The organism is Streptomyces lomondensis, from assembly GCF_014651035.1.
Lineage (GTDB): Bacteria > Actinomycetota > Actinomycetes > Streptomycetales > Streptomycetaceae > Streptomyces > Streptomyces lomondensis.
The window spans coordinates 474,852-490,884 of the sequence record NZ_BMWC01000001.1 but is presented as its reverse complement, the minus strand read 5'-3'; the positions used below and the strand labels follow the sequence as shown (position 1 = coordinate 490,884).

At 74.4% G+C, this 16,033-nt stretch carries 13 protein-coding genes; 7 read left to right on the top strand and 6 right to left on the bottom strand.

Annotated features, from left to right (window positions below; translation table 11 throughout):
• Positions 1-2: 2 nt before the first annotated feature.
• Positions 3-2,582 carry an aminopeptidase N gene (gene pepN / locus IE255_RS02150; RefSeq protein ID WP_190048366.1) on the top strand — a complete coding sequence of 860 codons (2,580 nt, stop codon included), beginning with the start codon at positions 3-5 and terminating at the stop codon, positions 2,580-2,582.
• Between the two features lie 48 nt (positions 2,583-2,630).
• Here the strand turns inward: pepN and IE255_RS02145 are convergent, their stop codons facing one another.
• A complete protein-coding gene (locus IE255_RS02145; protein ID WP_190048365.1) occupies positions 2,631-3,596 on the bottom strand; it encodes an EamA family transporter in 966 nt (321 codons plus the stop codon).
• A 105-nt stretch (positions 3,597-3,701) separates the two neighbouring features.
• On the opposite strand from IE255_RS02145, the gene IE255_RS02140 reads away from it, so the two are divergent.
• A complete protein-coding gene (locus tag IE255_RS02140) occupies positions 3,702-4,211 on the top strand; it encodes a MarR family winged helix-turn-helix transcriptional regulator (RefSeq protein WP_190048364.1) in 510 nt (169 codons plus the stop codon).
• Between the two features lie 92 nt (positions 4,212-4,303).
• Here IE255_RS02140 and IE255_RS02135 read toward each other — a convergent pair whose 3' ends face one another.
• Complete coding sequence (locus IE255_RS02135) at positions 4,304-5,746, bottom strand: FAD-dependent monooxygenase (protein WP_190048363.1); 1,443 nt, start codon at positions 5,744-5,746, stop codon at positions 4,304-4,306.
• Positions 5,747-5,958: 212 nt separating this feature from the next.
• Here IE255_RS02135 and IE255_RS02130 point away from each other — a divergent pair, with 212 nt between their 5' ends.
• Positions 5,959-6,558, top strand: a complete 600-nt coding sequence (locus tag IE255_RS02130; RefSeq protein WP_190048362.1) for a TetR/AcrR family transcriptional regulator — start codon at positions 5,959-5,961, stop codon at positions 6,556-6,558.
• A 177-nt stretch (positions 6,559-6,735) separates the two neighbouring features.
• Here IE255_RS02130 and IE255_RS02125 read toward each other — a convergent pair whose 3' ends face one another.
• Genes IE255_RS02125 through IE255_RS02115 form a run of 3 tightly spaced genes read right to left on the bottom strand, consistent with a single transcriptional unit; the run spans position 6,736 to position 9,473 of the window.
• Complete coding sequence (locus IE255_RS02125) at positions 6,736-7,023, bottom strand: hypothetical protein (RefSeq protein ID WP_190048361.1); 288 nt, start codon at positions 7,021-7,023, stop codon at positions 6,736-6,738.
• Positions 7,024-7,082: 59 nt separating this feature from the next.
• Positions 7,083-9,215 (bottom strand): 4-alpha-glucanotransferase, encoded by a 2,133-nt coding sequence (gene malQ / locus IE255_RS02120; RefSeq protein ID WP_190048360.1) that lies wholly within the window; start codon positions 9,213-9,215, stop codon positions 7,083-7,085.
• Positions 9,216-9,473, bottom strand: a complete 258-nt coding sequence (locus tag IE255_RS02115; RefSeq protein ID WP_190048359.1) for a hypothetical protein — start codon at positions 9,471-9,473, stop codon at positions 9,216-9,218. It lies immediately after the preceding gene.
• A 224-nt stretch (positions 9,474-9,697) separates the two neighbouring features.
• Between IE255_RS02115 and IE255_RS02110 the strand changes: the two genes are divergently transcribed.
• The 4 genes from IE255_RS02110 (at position 9,698) to IE255_RS02095 (ending at position 15,216) form a co-directional block, all read left to right on the top strand.
• Positions 9,698-12,562 (top strand): glycoside hydrolase family 84 protein, encoded by a 2,865-nt coding sequence (locus IE255_RS02110; RefSeq protein WP_190048358.1) that lies wholly within the window; start codon positions 9,698-9,700, stop codon positions 12,560-12,562.
• Positions 12,563-12,647: 85 nt separating this feature from the next.
• Positions 12,648-13,181 (top strand): PadR family transcriptional regulator, encoded by a 534-nt coding sequence (locus IE255_RS02105; RefSeq protein WP_190048357.1) that lies wholly within the window; start codon positions 12,648-12,650, stop codon positions 13,179-13,181.
• Positions 13,178-13,864, top strand: coding sequence for an ABC transporter ATP-binding protein (locus tag IE255_RS02100; protein ID WP_190048356.1), 687 nt, complete (start codon positions 13,178-13,180; stop codon positions 13,862-13,864). Before IE255_RS02105 ends, IE255_RS02100 begins: the two co-directional genes overlap by 4 nt.
• A complete protein-coding gene (locus IE255_RS02095; protein ID WP_190048355.1) occupies positions 13,861-15,216 on the top strand; it encodes an FtsX-like permease family protein in 1,356 nt (451 codons plus the stop codon). The genes IE255_RS02100 and IE255_RS02095 overlap by 4 nt, the downstream gene beginning before the upstream one ends.
• A 108-nt stretch (positions 15,217-15,324) precedes the next feature.
• Here IE255_RS02095 and IE255_RS02090 read toward each other — a convergent pair whose 3' ends face one another.
• The gene (locus IE255_RS02090) at positions 15,325-15,861 is read right to left on the bottom strand and encodes an HNH endonuclease (RefSeq protein WP_019760491.1); all 537 of its coding nucleotides are present in this window, start codon (positions 15,859-15,861) and stop codon (positions 15,325-15,327) included.
• Between the last annotated feature and the right edge of the window lie 172 nt (positions 15,862-16,033).

The following is a 16,033-nucleotide window of genomic DNA, read 5'->3' as shown; positions in this document are numbered from 1 at the left end:
GCGTGCCTGGCACAAACCTGACCCGCGAAGAGGCGCAGCAGCGGGCGAAGCTGCTCGCCGTTGACTCGTACGAGATCGAACTCGACCTCTCCGGCGCGCAGGAGGGCGGCACCTTCCGGTCCGTGACCACGGTGCGCTTCGACGTGACGGCGGACAACGGCGCCGAGTCGTTCATCGATCTGGTGGCTCCGACCGTGCACGAGGTGACGCTGAACGGCGACTCGCTCGATCCCGCCGAGGTCTTCGCGGACTCCCGGATCGCCCTGCCCGGCCTGCTGAAGGGCCGCAACATCCTCCGGGTGGTCGCCGAGTGCGCGTACACGAACACCGGTGAGGGCCTGCACCGTTTCGTCGACCCGGTCGACGACCAGGCCTACCTCTACACGCAGTTCGAGGTGCCGGACGCCCGCCGGGTGTTCGCGAGCTTCGAGCAGCCGGACCTGAAGGCGACCTTCCAGTTCACCGTGAAGGCGCCCGAGGGCTGGACCGTCATCTCCAACTCGCCGACGCCCGAGCCCCAGGGCAGCGTCTGGGTCTTCGAGCCGACGCCGCGGATCTCGACGTACATCACGGCGCTCATCGTCGGCCCGTACCACTCGGTGCACAGTGTGTACGAGAAGGATGGGCAGAGCGTGCCGCTGGGCATCTACTGCCGTCCCTCGCTCGCCGAGTACCTGGACTCGGACGCGATCTTCGAGGTGACCCGGCAGGGCTTCGCGTGGTTCCAGGAGAAGTTCGACTACGCCTACCCGTTCAAGAAGTACGACCAGCTGTTCGTGCCGGAGTTCAATGCGGGCGCGATGGAGAACGCGGGCGCGGTGACCATCCGCGACCAGTACGTGTTCCGGTCGAAGGTGACGGACGCGGCGTACGAGGTGCGCGCCGAGACCATCCTGCACGAGCTGGCCCACATGTGGTTCGGCGACCTCGTGACCATGGAGTGGTGGAACGACCTGTGGCTGAACGAGTCGTTCGCCACCTACACCTCCATCGCCTGCCAGGCCGCCGCGCCCGAGTCGCGCTGGCCGCACTCGTGGACGACGTTCGCGAACTCGATGAAGACCTGGGCGTACCGGCAGGACCAGCTGCCCTCCACGCACCCGATCATGGCGGAGATCCGCGACCTGGACGACGTGCTGGTCAACTTCGACGGCATCACGTACGCCAAGGGCGCCTCCGTGCTGAAGCAGCTCGTCGCCTATGTGGGCGAGGACGAGTTCTTCCGGGGCGTGCAGGCCTACTTCAAGGCCCACGCCTACGGCAACACGCGCCTGTCCGACCTGCTGGGCGCGCTGGAGGAGACCTCCGGCCGCGACCTGAAGACCTGGTCGAAGCAGTGGCTGGAGACGGCGGGCATCAACGTGCTGCGCCCGGAGATCGAGACGGACGCGAACGGCGTCGTCACCTCCTTCGCCATCCGCCAGGAGGCCCCGGCCCTGCCCGCCGGCGCCAAGGGCGAGCCCACGCTGCGCCCGCACCGGATCGCCGTCGGCCTGTACGAACTGGACGACGACAGTGGCAAGCTGCTCCGCGACGAGCGCGTCGAGCTGGACGTCGACGGTGAGCTGACGGCCGTCCCGCAGCTGGTCGGCAGGCGCCGCCCGGCGGTGGTCCTGCTCAACGACGACGACCTGTCGTACGCGAAGGTCCGCCTGGACGAGCAGTCCCTGGCGTTCGTCACGGAGCACCTCGGCGACTTCGAGTCCTCCCTGCCCCGCGCCCTGTGCTGGGCGTCGGCCTGGGACATGACCCGTGACGCCGAGCTCGCGACCCGCGACTACCTGTCGCTGGTGCTGTCCGGCATCGGCAAGGAGTCCGACATCGGTGTCGTGCAGTCGCTCCAGCGCCAGGTGAAGCTGGCGATCGACCTGTACGCCGACCCGGCCGCCCGCGAGGCGCTGCTGGCCCGCTGGACCGACGCCACGCTGGCCCACCTGCGGGCGGCGGCGCCGGGCAGCGACCACCAGCTGGCATGGGCCCGGGCGTTCGCCGCGACGGCCCGCACGCCCGAGCAGCTGGACCTGCTGGACGCGCTGCTGGAGGGCTCGCAGACCATCGAGGGCCTGGTCGTCGACACGGAGCTGCGGTGGGCGTTCGTGCAGCGGCTCGCGGCGGTCGGCCGGTTCGACGAGACGGAGATCGCGGGCGAGTACGACCGGGACCGCACGGCCGCCGGTGAGCGCCACGCGGCCACGGCCCGCGCGGCCCGTCCGACCCCGGAGGCCAAGGCGGAGGCGTGGGCGTCGGTCGTCGACTCCGACAAGCTCCCGAACGCCGTGCAGGAGGCGGTCATCGGCGGCTTCGTCCAGACCGACCAGCGCGAGCTGCTCGCCCCGTACGCGGACCGCTACTTCGAGGTGGTCAAGGACATCTGGGAGTCCCGCTCCCACGAGATGGCCCAGCAGATCGCCGTCGGCCTCTACCCGACCGTGCAGGTCTCCCAGGAGACCCTGGACAAGACGGACGCCTGGCTGGCCGCCGCCGAGCCGAACGCGGCCCTGCGGCGCCTGGTCTCGGAGTCGCGGGCCGGTGTGGAGCGCGCGCTGCGGGCGCAGCGGGCGGACGCGGCGGCCGGGCAGTAGTCCCGGCGGCTTTCCCAGGGCGCCCGGCACACCCGGGCGCCCCTTCGCCTACCGGCGCAGCGCCCCGTCCGTGACGTCCCTCGCGTCTTTGCGAGCGTCCCTTTCACGGAAACGGGAGGTTTCAGAGGTTTCTGGGAAACGGAGGGTGCGCCTCTCGCGCCGGGTGACGAACTGCCCCGCCACCGTCGCCCCGAGGGCCAGCCCCATGCCCACCAGCTGCACCGGCGTCAGCGCCTGCCCGAGCGCCGCCCAGCCGACGACGGCCGCGGTCAGCGGGGAGAGCGGGACGAGGAAGGTGACCTGGGTGGCGGTGAGGCGGCCGATGCCGCGGAACCACAGCCAGTACGCGGCCGCCGTGTTCGCGACGGCGAGATAGAGATAGCCGCCGGCCGCCCGGCCGTCCAGCGCGGGCGGCGCGCCCTCGGCCAGGAGGGCGAGGGGCGCGATGAGCAGGCCGCCCGCGGTCAGCTGCCAGCCGGCGAGGGCCAGCGGGCCGACGCCCTCGGGGCGCCCCCACCGCTGGGTGAGCACCGTGCCGGCCGACATCGACGCGGTGGAGGCGACGGCCGCCAGCAGTCCCAGCGTGTCCAGCGCCCCGGCCGCCCGCAGCACCACGAGGCTGACGCCGAACGCGGCCATGACCCCCGTGAGCAGCGTGCGCGCCGACGGCCGCTGCCCGAGCAGCAGCGCCGAGAGGCCGGCCACGAACAGCGGACCGGCCGAGCCCACGACCGCCGCCAGACCGCCGGGCAGCCGGTACGCGGAGAGGAACAGCAGCGGGAAGAAGGCGCCGATGTTCAGCGCCCCGAGCACCGCCGCCCTCCACCACCAGGCGCCGCGCGGCAGCACCCGGGCGAGGGCGAGGAGCAGCAGACCGGCGGGCAGGGCGCGCACGAGGGCGGTGAACAGGGGGCGGTCGGCCGGGAGGAACTCGGTGGTGACCGCGTAGGTCGTGCCCCAGGAGACGGGAGCGAGGGCGGTGAGGGCGATGAGAGCGGGGCGGGAAGCGGCCATGGGAGGCACCCTTCAAGTAGGTCAGCAGAAAGTAGCTTACTGCTAAGCAACTTTCAGTCGGGCTACTTTCTTGCGGCTGACCGGGAGGGCTCCGATACTCGTGCCATGAGCGAACGCCCGGAGCAGCGCAAGGACCCCGTCGACGCGATCATCGAGCAGTGGGCGAGGGTCCGGCCCGACCTGGACACCACCGCCATGGAGGTCTTCGGCCGGGTCAACCGCATCTCGCACGCGATGGCGGAACGGGTGACGAAGGCGTACGCGACGTTCGGGATCTCCCGTGGGGAGTTCGACGTGCTCGCCACCCTGCGCCGCTCCGGTGAGCCCTACACGCTTTCGCCCCGGCAGCTCTCCGCGACGCTGATGCTCACCACCGGCGGCATGACGGGGCGCCTCGACAAGCTGGAGCGCGCCGGTCTGCTGCGCCGCTCCCCCGACCCGCACGACCGCCGCGGCCTCCAGGTCACCCTCACGGACAAGGGCCTGGACCTGGTCGACGAGGCGGTCGGCGCGGGCCTCACGGCCCAGACGGAGGCGCTGTCGGGCCTGGACGCCGAACAGGCCGGCCACCTGGCCGGCCTGCTGCGCGAACTCCTCCGGTCCACCGAGAGGTAGCACCGCACGCGGCCCGGAAACCGCGCCGCCTCACCTCGAGTTGCTCCGGTCCACCGAGGCAGCGCCGCACGCGGCCCGGGAACCGAGCCGCCTCACCCCACGTGGGCGCCGAGGGCCGCCTCGATCGTCCGCTCGTCCGCCGACTCCGCCGCCCACGCCACGTACCCGTCCGGCCGCACCAGCACGGTCGTACGACGGTCACTCGCCCAGCGTTCGACGGCCAGCCGGTCCTTGCGCTCGGCCCGCGTCTCGAACTCCTCCGGGGCGATCAGCACGAACCGGCCGCCGCGCAGGGCCTCGTGCAGGCGCGTGCCGCCGGCCAGGGCGACGTCGGGCGCCCGCAGGCCCGTGAAGCGGTGGGAGCCACGGGGCGCGGGGTAGCGGTAGCCGATGCCGGTGACCTGGCCGAGCGCCTTGCGCCGCACCGGGCCGACGGTGTCGACCACGGAGGCGACGGCGGTGCGCAGGGCGATCGCCCAGGGCCGCTCGGCCATGGCGGCACGCACGATGCCGCCGCTGCTGAGCAGCACCGTCCGGCCGACGGGGTGGCGCTCGGCCTGGTAGGTGTCGAGGAGGGCGTCGTCCGCGTGCCCCTTGAGGACGGCGGCCAGCTTCCAGCTCAGGTTGGCGGCGTCCTGGAGGCCGGTGTTCATGCCCTGGCCGCCGGCCGGGGTGTGGACGTGCGCGGCGTCCCCGGCGAGGAAGACCCGGCCCGCGCGGTAGGCGGGCGCCTGGCGCTCGTCGCTGTGGAAGCGGGACATCCAGCGGGGGTCGTGCATGCCGAAGTCCCGGCCGAGGGCGCGCCGGGTGGCCGCCCTGACCTCGTCGAGGCCGACGGGCGCGTCGTCGGGCAGCTCACGGCTCCGGTCCCAGCAGATGACACGGTGGTAATCGTCGCCGAAGGGGACGATTAAGGCGAAGGCGTCGCCGACGGCGTTGAAGGTGATCAGTTCGCCGGGCTGCTCGGTGACCCGTACGTCCGCGAGCATGAGGGAGCGGATCACCGAGCGACCCGGGAAGGGCAGCCCGACCGCGTTCCGCACCGTGCTGCGCATCCCGTCCGCGCCGACGACGTACGCCGCGCGCAGCGACTCCGCGCCGCCCCCGGGCCCGCGGACCTCGACCGTCACCCCCTCGGCGTCCTGCGTCAGCCCGGTCACCTCGGTCTCGTGGCGGAACCGCGCCCCGGCCTCGGCCGCCCGCCGCTCCAGGACCTTCTCCACCTCGTACTGCGGGAGGACCAGGATGTGGTTGAACCGGGAGGGGAGCGCCGTCAGGTCGAGCGAGAGGCGGCCGTAGAGGCGGAACCGGGCGAGCCGCCGGCCCACCCGCTCCACCTCGTCGGCGACCCCTCGGGCGTCGAACTGCTCCAGGGTGCGGGCGTGCAGGACGAATGCGCGGGAGAGGTTGCTGATCCGGTGCGGGCGCTTCTCGACGACGGTGACGGGGACGCCGGCGGTGGCGAGGTCACCGGCGAGGAGCAGACCGGTCGGGCCGGAGCCGACGACGATCACGGAGCGGGCGGTGCCGTTCATCAGGGCCTCCCTGGGGCCAACGTACGTTGGTCAACGCGCGTGGGCCAACAGCCGGTTGCCAACGGCCGTGCGCGAACGGTTGGTTGCCCACGATCGACTGCCAACGGTCGGTGGCCAACAACTGTTTGCCAACGCTCGTTGACCAACGTACGGCGCCGATCGGGAGACGTCAACGGTTGTTGGCCCACAGGTGTTGGCCTACGCTCGTCGGCATGCCCGACAGCACGTCCGAAACCAGCCCCTCCGCTCCCGCCGCCCCCGCCAGGCGCTCCGACTCCACCCGCGCCGCCATCCTCGACGCCGCCCGCGAGCGTTTCGCGGCCGACGGTTACGAGCGGGCCACCATCCGCGCCATCGCCCGGGACGCGAAGATCGACCCGTCGATGGTGATGCGCTACTTCGGCAGCAAGGACGGCCTGTTCGCGGCGGCCGTCGCCGTCGACATCAGGCTGCCCGACCTGAGCGCGCTGCCCCGGCACGAGGTCGGCCACACCCTCGTGGCGCACTTCCTCGACCACTGGGAGGAGAACGAGGTGCTCACCGCCCTGCTCCGGGTCGGCGCCGGCAGCCAGGCCGGGGCCGAGCGCATGCAGGGCGTCTTCCGCGACCAGGTGCTGCCGGCCGCCCGCCGGGTCTGCCCCGATCCCGAGCAGGCCGCGACGCGCGCCGCGCTCATCGCCGCGCAACTGCTGGGGCTGTCCCTGACCCGGTACGTGCTGCGCTTCCCGCCGGCCGTGGCGCTGACCCGCCAGGAGATCGTGGCGTGGCTGGGCCCCACCGTGCAGCGCTACCTGACGGCCCCGCATCCGTAGGGGCGAATCGGTAGGAGCGAATCCGTAGGGCCGAATCCGCAGGAGCGAATCCGCCGCGAATCCGTCGGGGCGAACGGCGAAGGCGCCGTCTGCGGCGCGCGTACGGCGGGATCGCGCGTACGTACGCCGCGGACGGCGCCCTCGGAAAACCGTGCGGCGGCTCGGCGGAGGCCCGCGTCAGGCCTTCGCGTCGGCCTTGTCGGCGGACTTGGTCCTGATGTTGGAGCTGGTCGGGTCCTTCTGCTTGTGCGACTTGTCGCCGATCATCACCAGTCCATGGATGACCAGGTACAGCACGATCGGGGCCACGACGAAGAGGCCCAGCGTCTCGATGACGCTCAGGCCCGGGCCGGGGTCGTCACCGTCGTCGCGGGTGAGCGCGCTCGCGGGGGACGACATGAGCAGCATCATCAGCGTCGTACCGGCTGCCAGGGCGCCGGCGCGCAGGGCGTTCTTCTTGTCCACGGTGTCAAAGTATCCAACGCCGACTGGGCGTGCGCGGCCGGGGGTGCGATTGAGCGCCCTCAGGCGCCGGACGGGCCGGGCGGGCCGGGCGGTGCCGGGCCGGGCGACGGCTCGCCGCCCTCTCTCAGCACCTCGATCAGGGCGTGCAGCCGCGGTGAGGCGGCCAGGTCCTCCAGCGTCACGGGGCGGCCCTCCGCGTCGGCGATCGGCAGGCGCCAGTTCGGGTACTGGTCCCAGGTGCCCGGGAGGTTCTGCGGGCGGCGGTCGCCGACGCCGTCGGGGAGCCAGACGCCGACCATGCGGGCCGGGGTGCGCAGCAGGAAGCGGTGGACGGCCTGGATCTCGGCCTCCTCCGAGGAGGCGTCGGTGCCGCCGCCGGTGCCGGGCAGCATGCCGAGTTCCGAGAGCAGGGCCAGCCACTCCGCCGTGTCGGCGGCGGCCTCGGCGCGCTCCTCCGCCAGCGGGCGGGTCAGCAGGCCCAGGCTGTCGCGGAGCTCGACGTGCTCGCCGGTGAGGCGGGCGGCGGTGGAGGGCAGGTCGTGGGTGGTGGCGGTGGCGAGGCAGTCGGCCCGCCAGCGGTCGGGCGGCAGGGGGCGGCCGTCGCCCTCCCAGTCGCGCTCGAACCACAGGACGGACGTGCCGAGCACCCCGCGCTCGCGCAGCGCCTCGCGCACGCCGGGCTCGACCGTGCCGAGGTCCTCGCCGATGACCAGCGCCCCGGCCCGGGAGGCCTCCAGGACGAGGACGGCGAGCATGGCCTCGGCGTCGTAGCGGACGTACGTGCCCTCGGTGGGCGGATGGCCCTGGGGGACCCACCAGAGGCGGAACAGGCCCATGACGTGGTCGATGCGCAGGGCTCCGGCGTAGCGGAACAGGGCCCGCAGCAGCTCGCGGAAGGGGGCGTAGCCGGACTCCGCGAGGCGGTCGGGGCGCCAGGGGGGCAGGCCCCAGTCCTGGCCGCGGGCGTTGAAGGCGTCCGGCGGTGCGCCGACCGACATGCCGGCGGCGAAGTACTCCTGCTGCGCCCAGGCGTCGGCGCCGCCGGGATGGACGCCGACCGCGAGGTCGTGCACGATCCCGACCGGCATCCCGGCCTCGCGCCCGGCGCGCTGCGCGGCGGTCAGCTGGCTGTCGGTGAGCCAGGCGAGCCGGGACCAGAAGTCGACCCGGTCCAGCAGGCCGTTGCGGGCGCGGGTCGTGTCGGCCGAGCGGGGGTCGCGCAGGCCGGTCGGCCAGCGGTGCCAGTCGGAGCCGTGCACCTCGGCGAGCGCGCACCAGGTGGCGTGGTCCTCCAGGGCCTGGCCCTGCTCGGCGAGGAAGTCGCAGTAGGCGGCGCGTCTGCCGGGGCCGAGGGGGACCGCGCAGAGCAGCTCCAGCGCCTCCCGCTTGAGCTCCCACACGGCGTCCCGGTCGATCAGGGCGCCCTCCTCCAGCACGGCCGCGCGCAGCCGGCCGGATCTCTCCAGCAGGGCGCGCAGCCGCTCGCGGTCCTCGACGTAGGCGGTCTCGGGGACGTCCTCGATCCGCAGGTGCACGGGGTCGGGGAAGCGGCGGGAGGAGGGGCGGTACGGGGAGGGGTCGGTGGGGGCGCCGGGCACGGCCGCGTGCAGCGGGTTGACCTGGACGAAGCCGGCGCCGAGGGAGCGCCCGGCCCAGCCGGCCAGTTCGGCGAGGTCGCCGAGGTCGCCCATGCCCCAGGAGCGGCGCGACAGCAGGGAGTAGAGCTGGACGAGGAGGCCGTAGGAGCGTCCGGTGGGGGTGGGCAGGCGGGGCGGGGCGACGATCAGGTGGGCGTCCGCGGTGCGGCCGTCGGGCGCGGTGGCGGTCAGCCGGTGGACGCCGGGCGGGAGTTGCTCCGCCGAGGCGCGCGTCTCGCCCTGCTCGGTCTGGATGCGCAGCCGGCTCCCCTCGGGGAGCGCGGCCACGGCGGCCGGGGGGCCGGCACCCCAGCCGACCACGGTCGGCGGCAGCAGCCGCTCGCCCCGGTCCCGCTCGCGGGCGGCGAGCGCGGCGCGGACGGCGCCGGGCGTGCTCGCGTCCACGCCGAGGGCGGCCAGGGTCAGGGTGACCGCCGTGGCCGAGGCCGCGACCGTGCGGTCCGGGGACGGGCTGTACGAGGTGGCCACGCCGTGCAGGGCGGCGAGGCGGGACAGGTCCTCGGAGGGTGCGTCGGCCGGCCGGGGTGCGGTCATCTACAGCCTCGTGAAGTCCGGGACGAAGGCCGGGGGCTCGCTGGTCAGGGGGGCGGCTTCGGCGAGCGGCGGCTCGCTGGTGAGGGGCTCGGCGTCGGGCAGCGGGGGCTCGCTGGTCAGCGGGGGCTCGGTGCAGGTGCTCTCGGAGCTGAAGATGCAGTAATGGGGGTCGTCGTAGTGGGGGTCGTCGAGGTCGGCGGACGAGTCCGCCACGGGTTTGGACTGGGCCGGGAGCGGAAGGAAAGTCATCGCAGCCACGGGGGCCTCCTTGTCGGGTACGGCATTCGACGGGTTATCGCAGCCCTACCCAGTCGACGCGAAGGCAGACGCCCCGGGCCGAAGATCGTGCTTCTGCTCACATCCCGCTCCCCTCCACTCTGACCATATTCCGTCAAATCCGGTCACAGCGGCCACTCTCGTTGACACCTTCACCGGCCGGGTGGTGGGCTCGTTCTCCTGGTCGAACAACTTGGAGGGGGCCTGTGGGACTGCGGCGTGGGAAGCGGGCAGCGGCCCTCGCGGTCGCCGTCGTCGCCGGGAGCCTCGGCGCCCCGCCCGCCGCGGTGGCGGCCGCGCCCACCCCCGGCACGACCACCGCACCGGCCGCCGACACGGCCGGGGCGGACCTCTCGGTCTGGCCGCGCCCGCAGTCCCTGCGCGCGAACGGCGCACCGGTCGCGGTGCCGGACGAGGTCGCCCTGATCACCGACGCCCAGGCCGATCGCCCTGCCGTCGAGGCTCTGCGCGACCTGCTGCGGCAGGCCGGGGCCCGCCGGATCACGGACACCGCCGGGCCCGGCGCCCTGGTCGTCCGCGCCCGGACGGAACCCGTGCGCCCGGGCGACCGCCACGCCCTCCCCTCCGGCGGGTACGAGCTGTCCGTGGGCCCGGGCGGCGTCGCCCTCACCGGCACGGGCGAGGACGGCCTGTTCCACGCCGTGCAGACGCTGCGGCAGTTGCTGCGCCCCGACGGCACGATCGCGGCGGCCGCCGTACGCGACTGGCCCGGCACCGCCGTACGCGGTATCACCGAGGGCTTCTACGGCACCGCCTGGACGCACCGGCAGCGGCTGGCGCAGCTCGACTTCATGGGGCGCACCAAGCAGAACCGTTACCTGTACGCCCCCGGGGACGACCTCTACCGGCAGGCCCGCTGGCGCGAGCCGTACCCGGCGGAGCGGCGGGCCCGGTTCCGGGAGCTGGCCGAGCGGGCAGGCCGCAACCACGTCACGCTCGGCTGGGCGGTGGCCCCGGGGCAGGCGATGTGCTTCGCCTCGGACGCCGACGTGCGGGCGCTGACGCGCAAGCTCGACGCGATGTGGGCGCTGGGGTTCCGGGCCTTCCAGCTCCAGTTCCAGGACGTCAGCTACAGCGAGTGGCACTGCGAGGCGGACGCCGAGCGGTTCGGCTCCGGCCCCGAGGCGGCCGCGCGGGCCCAGGCCCGGGTCGCGAACGCGGTGGCCCGGCACCTGGCGGAACGGCACCCCGGGGCGGCCGGGCTGTCCCTGATGCCGACCGAGTACTACGAGGACGGCACGACCGAGTACCGGCGGGCGCTGGCGGAGGCACTGGGCGCGCGGGTCGAGGTGGCGTGGACGGGCGTCGGGGTGGTGCCCCGCACCATCACGGGCCGTGAACTGGCCGACGCGCGGGAGGCGTTCGGGCATCCGCTGGTCACGATGGACAACTACCCGGTCAACGACTACGACCCGGGCCGCATCTTCCTCGGCCCGTACCGGGGCCGGGAGCCGGCCGTCGCGACCGGCTCGGCCGCCCTGCTCGCCAACGCGATGCAGCAGCCGGAGGCGTCCCGGATCCCGCTGTTCACCGCCGCCGACTTCGCCTGGAACCCGCGCGCCTACCGGCCGGGCGCGTCCTGGCGGGCCGCGATCGCCGACCTCGCGGGCGGGGACCGGCGCCGCGAGCAGGCCCTGGCCGCGCTCGCCGGGAACGACGCGGCGTCGGTGCTGGACGGGGAGGAGTCGGCGTATCTGCGCCCGCTGACCGAGGCGTACTGGCAGGCCCGGACGGCGGCCGGCACCGGCACGGGCGACGCCGCCGCCGCGCGCCGGCTGCGCGAGGCCTTCACGGTGCTGCGCGAGCTGCCCCGGCGGCTGTCGGGCACGGGTCTCGCCAAGGAGGTCGCCCCCTGGGCGGAGCAGCTGGCGCGGTACGGCGAGGCGAGCACGACCGCGCTCGGCATGCTGGACGCGCAGCGCGCCGGGGACGCGGCGGCGGCCTGGACGGCGTACCGCAGGCTCGGGGATCTGCGGGCCCGGCTGGAGTCGGCCCGGGTCGAGGTCGGCACGGACGTGCTGGACCCGTTCCTGCGGCGGGCGCAGAAGTCGTACGCGGCCTGGGCGGGCATCGACCACGAGCCGCCCCGCAACCCCGGCGACGGCCGCACCCTGCGCTTCCCGCACCCCCGCTCCCTGACAGCCGTGACGGTCCTGACCGACCCCGGCACCGAGGGCACCGTCGAGGTACACGCACCCGGCCAGGGCTGGCGGAGCGCCGGCCGACTGACCACGTCGGGCGCGACCGAGGTGCCCGTGCCGGCTGCGGCCGGGCGGGTGGACGCCGTGCGGGTCGTCGGTGCCGCGCCGGCGCGCGTGCGCCATCTGGTGCCGTGGTTCGCGGACTCCCCGGCCACCTCCCTCGAGCTGACGCGTGACCGCCTGGACGCCGAGACCGGGCGGACCCAGCGGCTGACGGCCGGGCTCGGCTCGCTGCGCCGCGGCGACGCCCGCGGCCGGCTCACCGTCGAGGCGCCCGAGGGCGTCCGGGTCCGGGTGCCGGGCACCGAACTGACCGTGCCGCGCGGCACGACCGTGGCGGTCCCGGTCGAGGTGACCGTGGAGCGGGGCACGCCGATGCGGTCGTACGAGGTCCGGCTGCGCTTCGCGGGGGCGCCCCGGACGCTCACCGTCCGCGCCGTCCCGCCCACCGGCGGCCCCGACCTGGCCCGCACCGGCACGGCCCGTTCCTCGGGCGACGAGACGCCCGACTTCCCGGCGTCGGCGGCGAACGACGGCGACCCGGACACACGCTGGTCCTCCCCGGCCGACGACGGCGCCTGGTGGCAGGTCGAGCTGCCCCGCCCGGCCCGCCTCGGGCACGTCGTGCTGCGCTGGCAGGACGCCCACCCCTCGGCGTACCGCGTCCAGGTCTCGCCGGACGGCCGCCGCTGGCGTACGGCGGCGGCCGTACGGGACGGCCGGGGCGGTCGCGAGAGCGTCCGCATGGACGAGCGGGACGTGCGCTTCCTGCGGGTGCAGGGCGAGAAGCGGGCCACGCCGTACGGGTACTCGCTGTGGTCGGCGGAGGCGTACGCCGTCACGGAGTGACCCCCCGCCCCCGGAACCCGGATCGGCGAACTTCTTCGGCTCCCACTATTCACTCAGTACATGTACTGAGTACATAATGATCGCCATGAGCACCCGCCACGTCCTGCTGGGCCTGCTCGCCACGGGTCCCAGCCACGGCTACGACCTCAAGCGACGCCACGACGAACGCTTCCCGCAGGCCCGCCCGCTGGCCTACGGGCAGGTCTACACGACCCTCCAACGCCTCGTCCGGGACGGCCTCGCCGAGGTCGAGGGCACCGACTCGGACGGCGGCCCGGAGCGGACGATGTACCGCTCGACGGACCAGGGGGCGGACGAACTGTCCCGCTGGGCCGGGGAGATCGCGCCGCCCGCGCCCTTCGTGACGAACGAGATCTTCGCCAAGGTCGTCGTCGCGATCCTCGCCGGCGGCGACCCGGCCGCGTACCTGAACGCCCAGCGCGCCGCCCACATGGAGCGGATGCGGGAGCTCACAGCGGTCAAGGCCGCCCAGGGCGCCGACCTGGCGACCGTGCTCTCGGCGGACTACGCCCTCAACCACCTCGACGCCGACCTCCGCTGGATGAGCACCACAGCGGCCCGGCTCACCACCCTGACCGCGGAGGTCGACGCAGCATGACCAGACCCGTGCCTGTTCTCACGGCCACAGGCCTCACCAAGGCGCACGGCAGGACACCCGCCCTGCGCGGCGCGTCGATCGAGCTGGGTACGGGCGAGATCCTCGCCGTGACCGGCGCGAGCGGCAGCGGGAAGTCGACGCTGCTGCACTGCCTGGCCGGGATCGTCCGGCCCGACGAGGGCTCGGTGACGTACGACGGCCGGCGCCTGGAGGACCTGCCCGAGAAGCGGCTGAGCGAGCTGCGCCGCACCGAGTTCGGCGTGGTGTTCCAGTTCGGGCAGCTCATCCCCGAGCTGACGGCCCTGGACAACGTCGCCCTGCCGCTGCTGCTGGCCGGCACCGACCGGGCCCGCGCCCGGGCCCGGGCCGGCGAGTGGCTGGAGCGGTTCGGCGTGCACGGCCAGCAGGACCTGCGGCCGGGCGAGATGAGCGGCGGGCAGGCCCAGCGGGCCGCGCTGGCCCGGGCCCTGGTCACCGGTCCGAAGGTCGTCTTCGCCGACGAGCCGACGGGAGCACTGGACTCCCTGGCCGGCGAGCAGGTGATGACGGCCCTCGTGCACACGGCCCGCGAGTCGGGCACGGCGGTCCTGCTGATCACGCACGACGCCCAGGTGGCGGCGTACGCGGACCGCGAGGTCCAGCTGCGGGACGGCGTCGTGACGGCGCTGGGGGTGACGGCATGAGAGCCCTGCGCTCCGATCTGCGCCTGGCCTGGGAGCTCACCCGCGGTTCCGATCGAGGCGAGTGGTGGCGGGTCGCGCTGACGGCGACGGGCGCCGCGCTCGCGACGGGGTTCGCGCTGGCCGCCGTCGCCCTGGCCACGCTGCGGGGCAGCTACCGGGTGCCGGTCGCCGCGGGCCTGCTGGACGAGCCCGGCACCCGGTCCGGCGTGATCGTCGGCCTGCTGCTCCTGCTCGTGCCCGTGCTCGGCTTCCTCGGCCAGTGCGCCCGGATCGGCGCGGCGCACCGCGACCGGCGGCTGGCCGGGCTGCGGCTGGCCGGGGCGACGCCCTGGCAGGTGCGGCGGATCGCCGGGCTGGAGACCGGGCTGGCCTGTCTGCTGGGCTCGGCGGTCGCCACCGTCTTCTCTGTGCTGCTCCTGCTGCGCCTGTGGGACCGGCCGACCGCCCTGGCCTGGGCCGGGATCGCCCTGGTCGCCGTCGCCGTACCGGTGCTGGGCGCGGCCGCGGGCGCACTGGCGCTGCGCCGGGTCGTGGCCTCCCCGCTCGGCTGGGTGCGCCGGGTCGGGCCGCGCACCGGACGGGGGCCGGGGCTGCTGTTCCTGGCCGGGGTCCTGCTCGTCGCGGTGCTGGCGCTGCTGACCGTGGCCACCACGTCGACGGCCGCCCCCGACCGGCCGACCGGCGAGCTGCCGCTGCAACTGATGGGCGTGGTTCTCGCGGTCGGCGCGGGCGCGGTGTGGCTCTCCGGGGCCACCGCGAAGGCGACCGGGCGGATCCTCGCGGCCCGGGCCCGGTCGGCGGCGACGCTGATCGCGGCGGAACGGCTGCGCGACGACCCCTGGGCGGCCGCCCGCACCCACGCGGCGGTGCTGCTGGTGACGGTCGTCGGGACCGGCTTCGCGGGCATCCGGCAGGTGCTGAGCGACGTGGTGCACACCGAGCGGAACCTCGCCGAGAGCGCCTCCTACTACACCACCGGCCTCGACCTCACCGGCGCCGCCATCGTCGTCGCCTTCGCGATCACCCTGTCCGGCCTCGCCGTCGGCACCGCCGAGTCCCTGGCCGCCCGCCGCCGGGGCCTGGCCGCACAGGTCGCCGCCGGGGTGCCGCGCACGGTGCTCGGCCGCGCCCTGCTGCTGGAGACCGCGCTGCCGCTGGCGCCCGCGGTGCTGCTCGCGGGCCTGGGCGGCATGGCGATCGGCACCTGGTACGCCACGCTCAGTGGCCGCCCGGTGCCCTGGGTGACGTCCCTGGTGCCCGTCGCCGTCTACGCCGCCTGCCTGCTGGCCGCGGCCACCTCACTGCCGCTGCTGCGCCGCTCGGTGCGCCCCGGGGAGCTGCGGTACGCCTGAGCCGCGCGGACGCTGCGGCCGGGCCCGCCGCAACGGGTCGGCCCCGGGGGAACGGGGGTTCCCCGGGGCCGGGGGCCGCACGCGGCAATACGAAGGCCCGGATCGTCGTCAGGCGGAAATGCCGTCGATCCGGGCCAAGGCGTCGTCCGCGCCGTACGGCTGCAAGTACGGCAGCCAGCGCGGGTCCCTATGGCCGGTCCCGATGATGCGCCAGGCCAGGCCGGTGGGCGGGGCGGGTTTGTGGCGCAGCCGCCAGCCGATCTCGAAGAGGTGACGGTCGGCCTTCACGTGGTTGCAGCGGCGGCAGGACGCCACCACGTTGTCCCAGACGTGCTTGCCCCCGCGGCTGCGCGGGATGACGTGGTCGACGCTGGTTGCGACGCCACCGCAGTACATGCACCGGCCCCCGTCGCGGGCGAACAGCGCCCGGCGGGTCAGAGGAACGGGCCCCCGATAGGGAACCCGGACGAATCGCTTGAGCCGGACCACGCTGGGTGCGGGGACTGTGACGGTCGCGCTGTGCAGATAGGCGCCGGACTCCTCGAGGCATACGGCCTTGTTCTCGAGGACGAGGACGAGCGCGCGGCGGAGCGGTACGACGCCTAGCGGCTCGTACGACGCGTTGAGGACCAGGACATGCGGCACGGATGCCTCCTTGGACGCCGGCGGCGCGTGGCTCGCGCCGGGACGATTCGTAGCCAGTCTCCCCTCAGGCCTGGTGGAAGCGCCACCATGTCCCCGTAACGGGCTGGGAGTGTTTTCGACCACATCTGATTCATCCCCCGGACCATGGCCTGTTCAAGCCCAGGTGAGGACG

What these genes read in the sequence shown, in the direction of transcription:
- IE255_RS02135 (WP_190048363.1), bottom strand. Translation starts at nt 5,746, where the DNA reads ATGAACGGCACCGCCCGCTCCGTGATCGTCGTCGGCTCCGGCCCGACC.
- IE255_RS02140 (WP_190048364.1), top strand. Translation starts at nt 3,702, where the DNA reads ATGAGCGAACGCCCGGAGCAGCGCAAGGACCCCGTCGACGCGATCATC.
- malQ (WP_190048360.1), bottom strand. Translation starts at nt 9,215, where the DNA reads ATGACCGCACCCCGGCCGGCCGACGCACCCTCCGAGGACCTGTCCCGC.
- IE255_RS02145 (WP_190048365.1), bottom strand. Translation starts at nt 3,596, where the DNA reads ATGGCCGCTTCCCGCCCCGCTCTCATCGCCCTCACCGCCCTCGCTCCC.
- IE255_RS02130 (WP_190048362.1), top strand. Translation starts at nt 5,959, where the DNA reads ATGCCCGACAGCACGTCCGAAACCAGCCCCTCCGCTCCCGCCGCCCCC.
- IE255_RS02105 (WP_190048357.1), top strand. Translation starts at nt 12,648, where the DNA reads ATGAGCACCCGCCACGTCCTGCTGGGCCTGCTCGCCACGGGTCCCAGC.
- IE255_RS02095 (WP_190048355.1), top strand. Translation starts at nt 13,861, where the DNA reads ATGAGAGCCCTGCGCTCCGATCTGCGCCTGGCCTGGGAGCTCACCCGC.
- IE255_RS02100 (WP_190048356.1), top strand. Translation starts at nt 13,178, where the DNA reads ATGACCAGACCCGTGCCTGTTCTCACGGCCACAGGCCTCACCAAGGCG.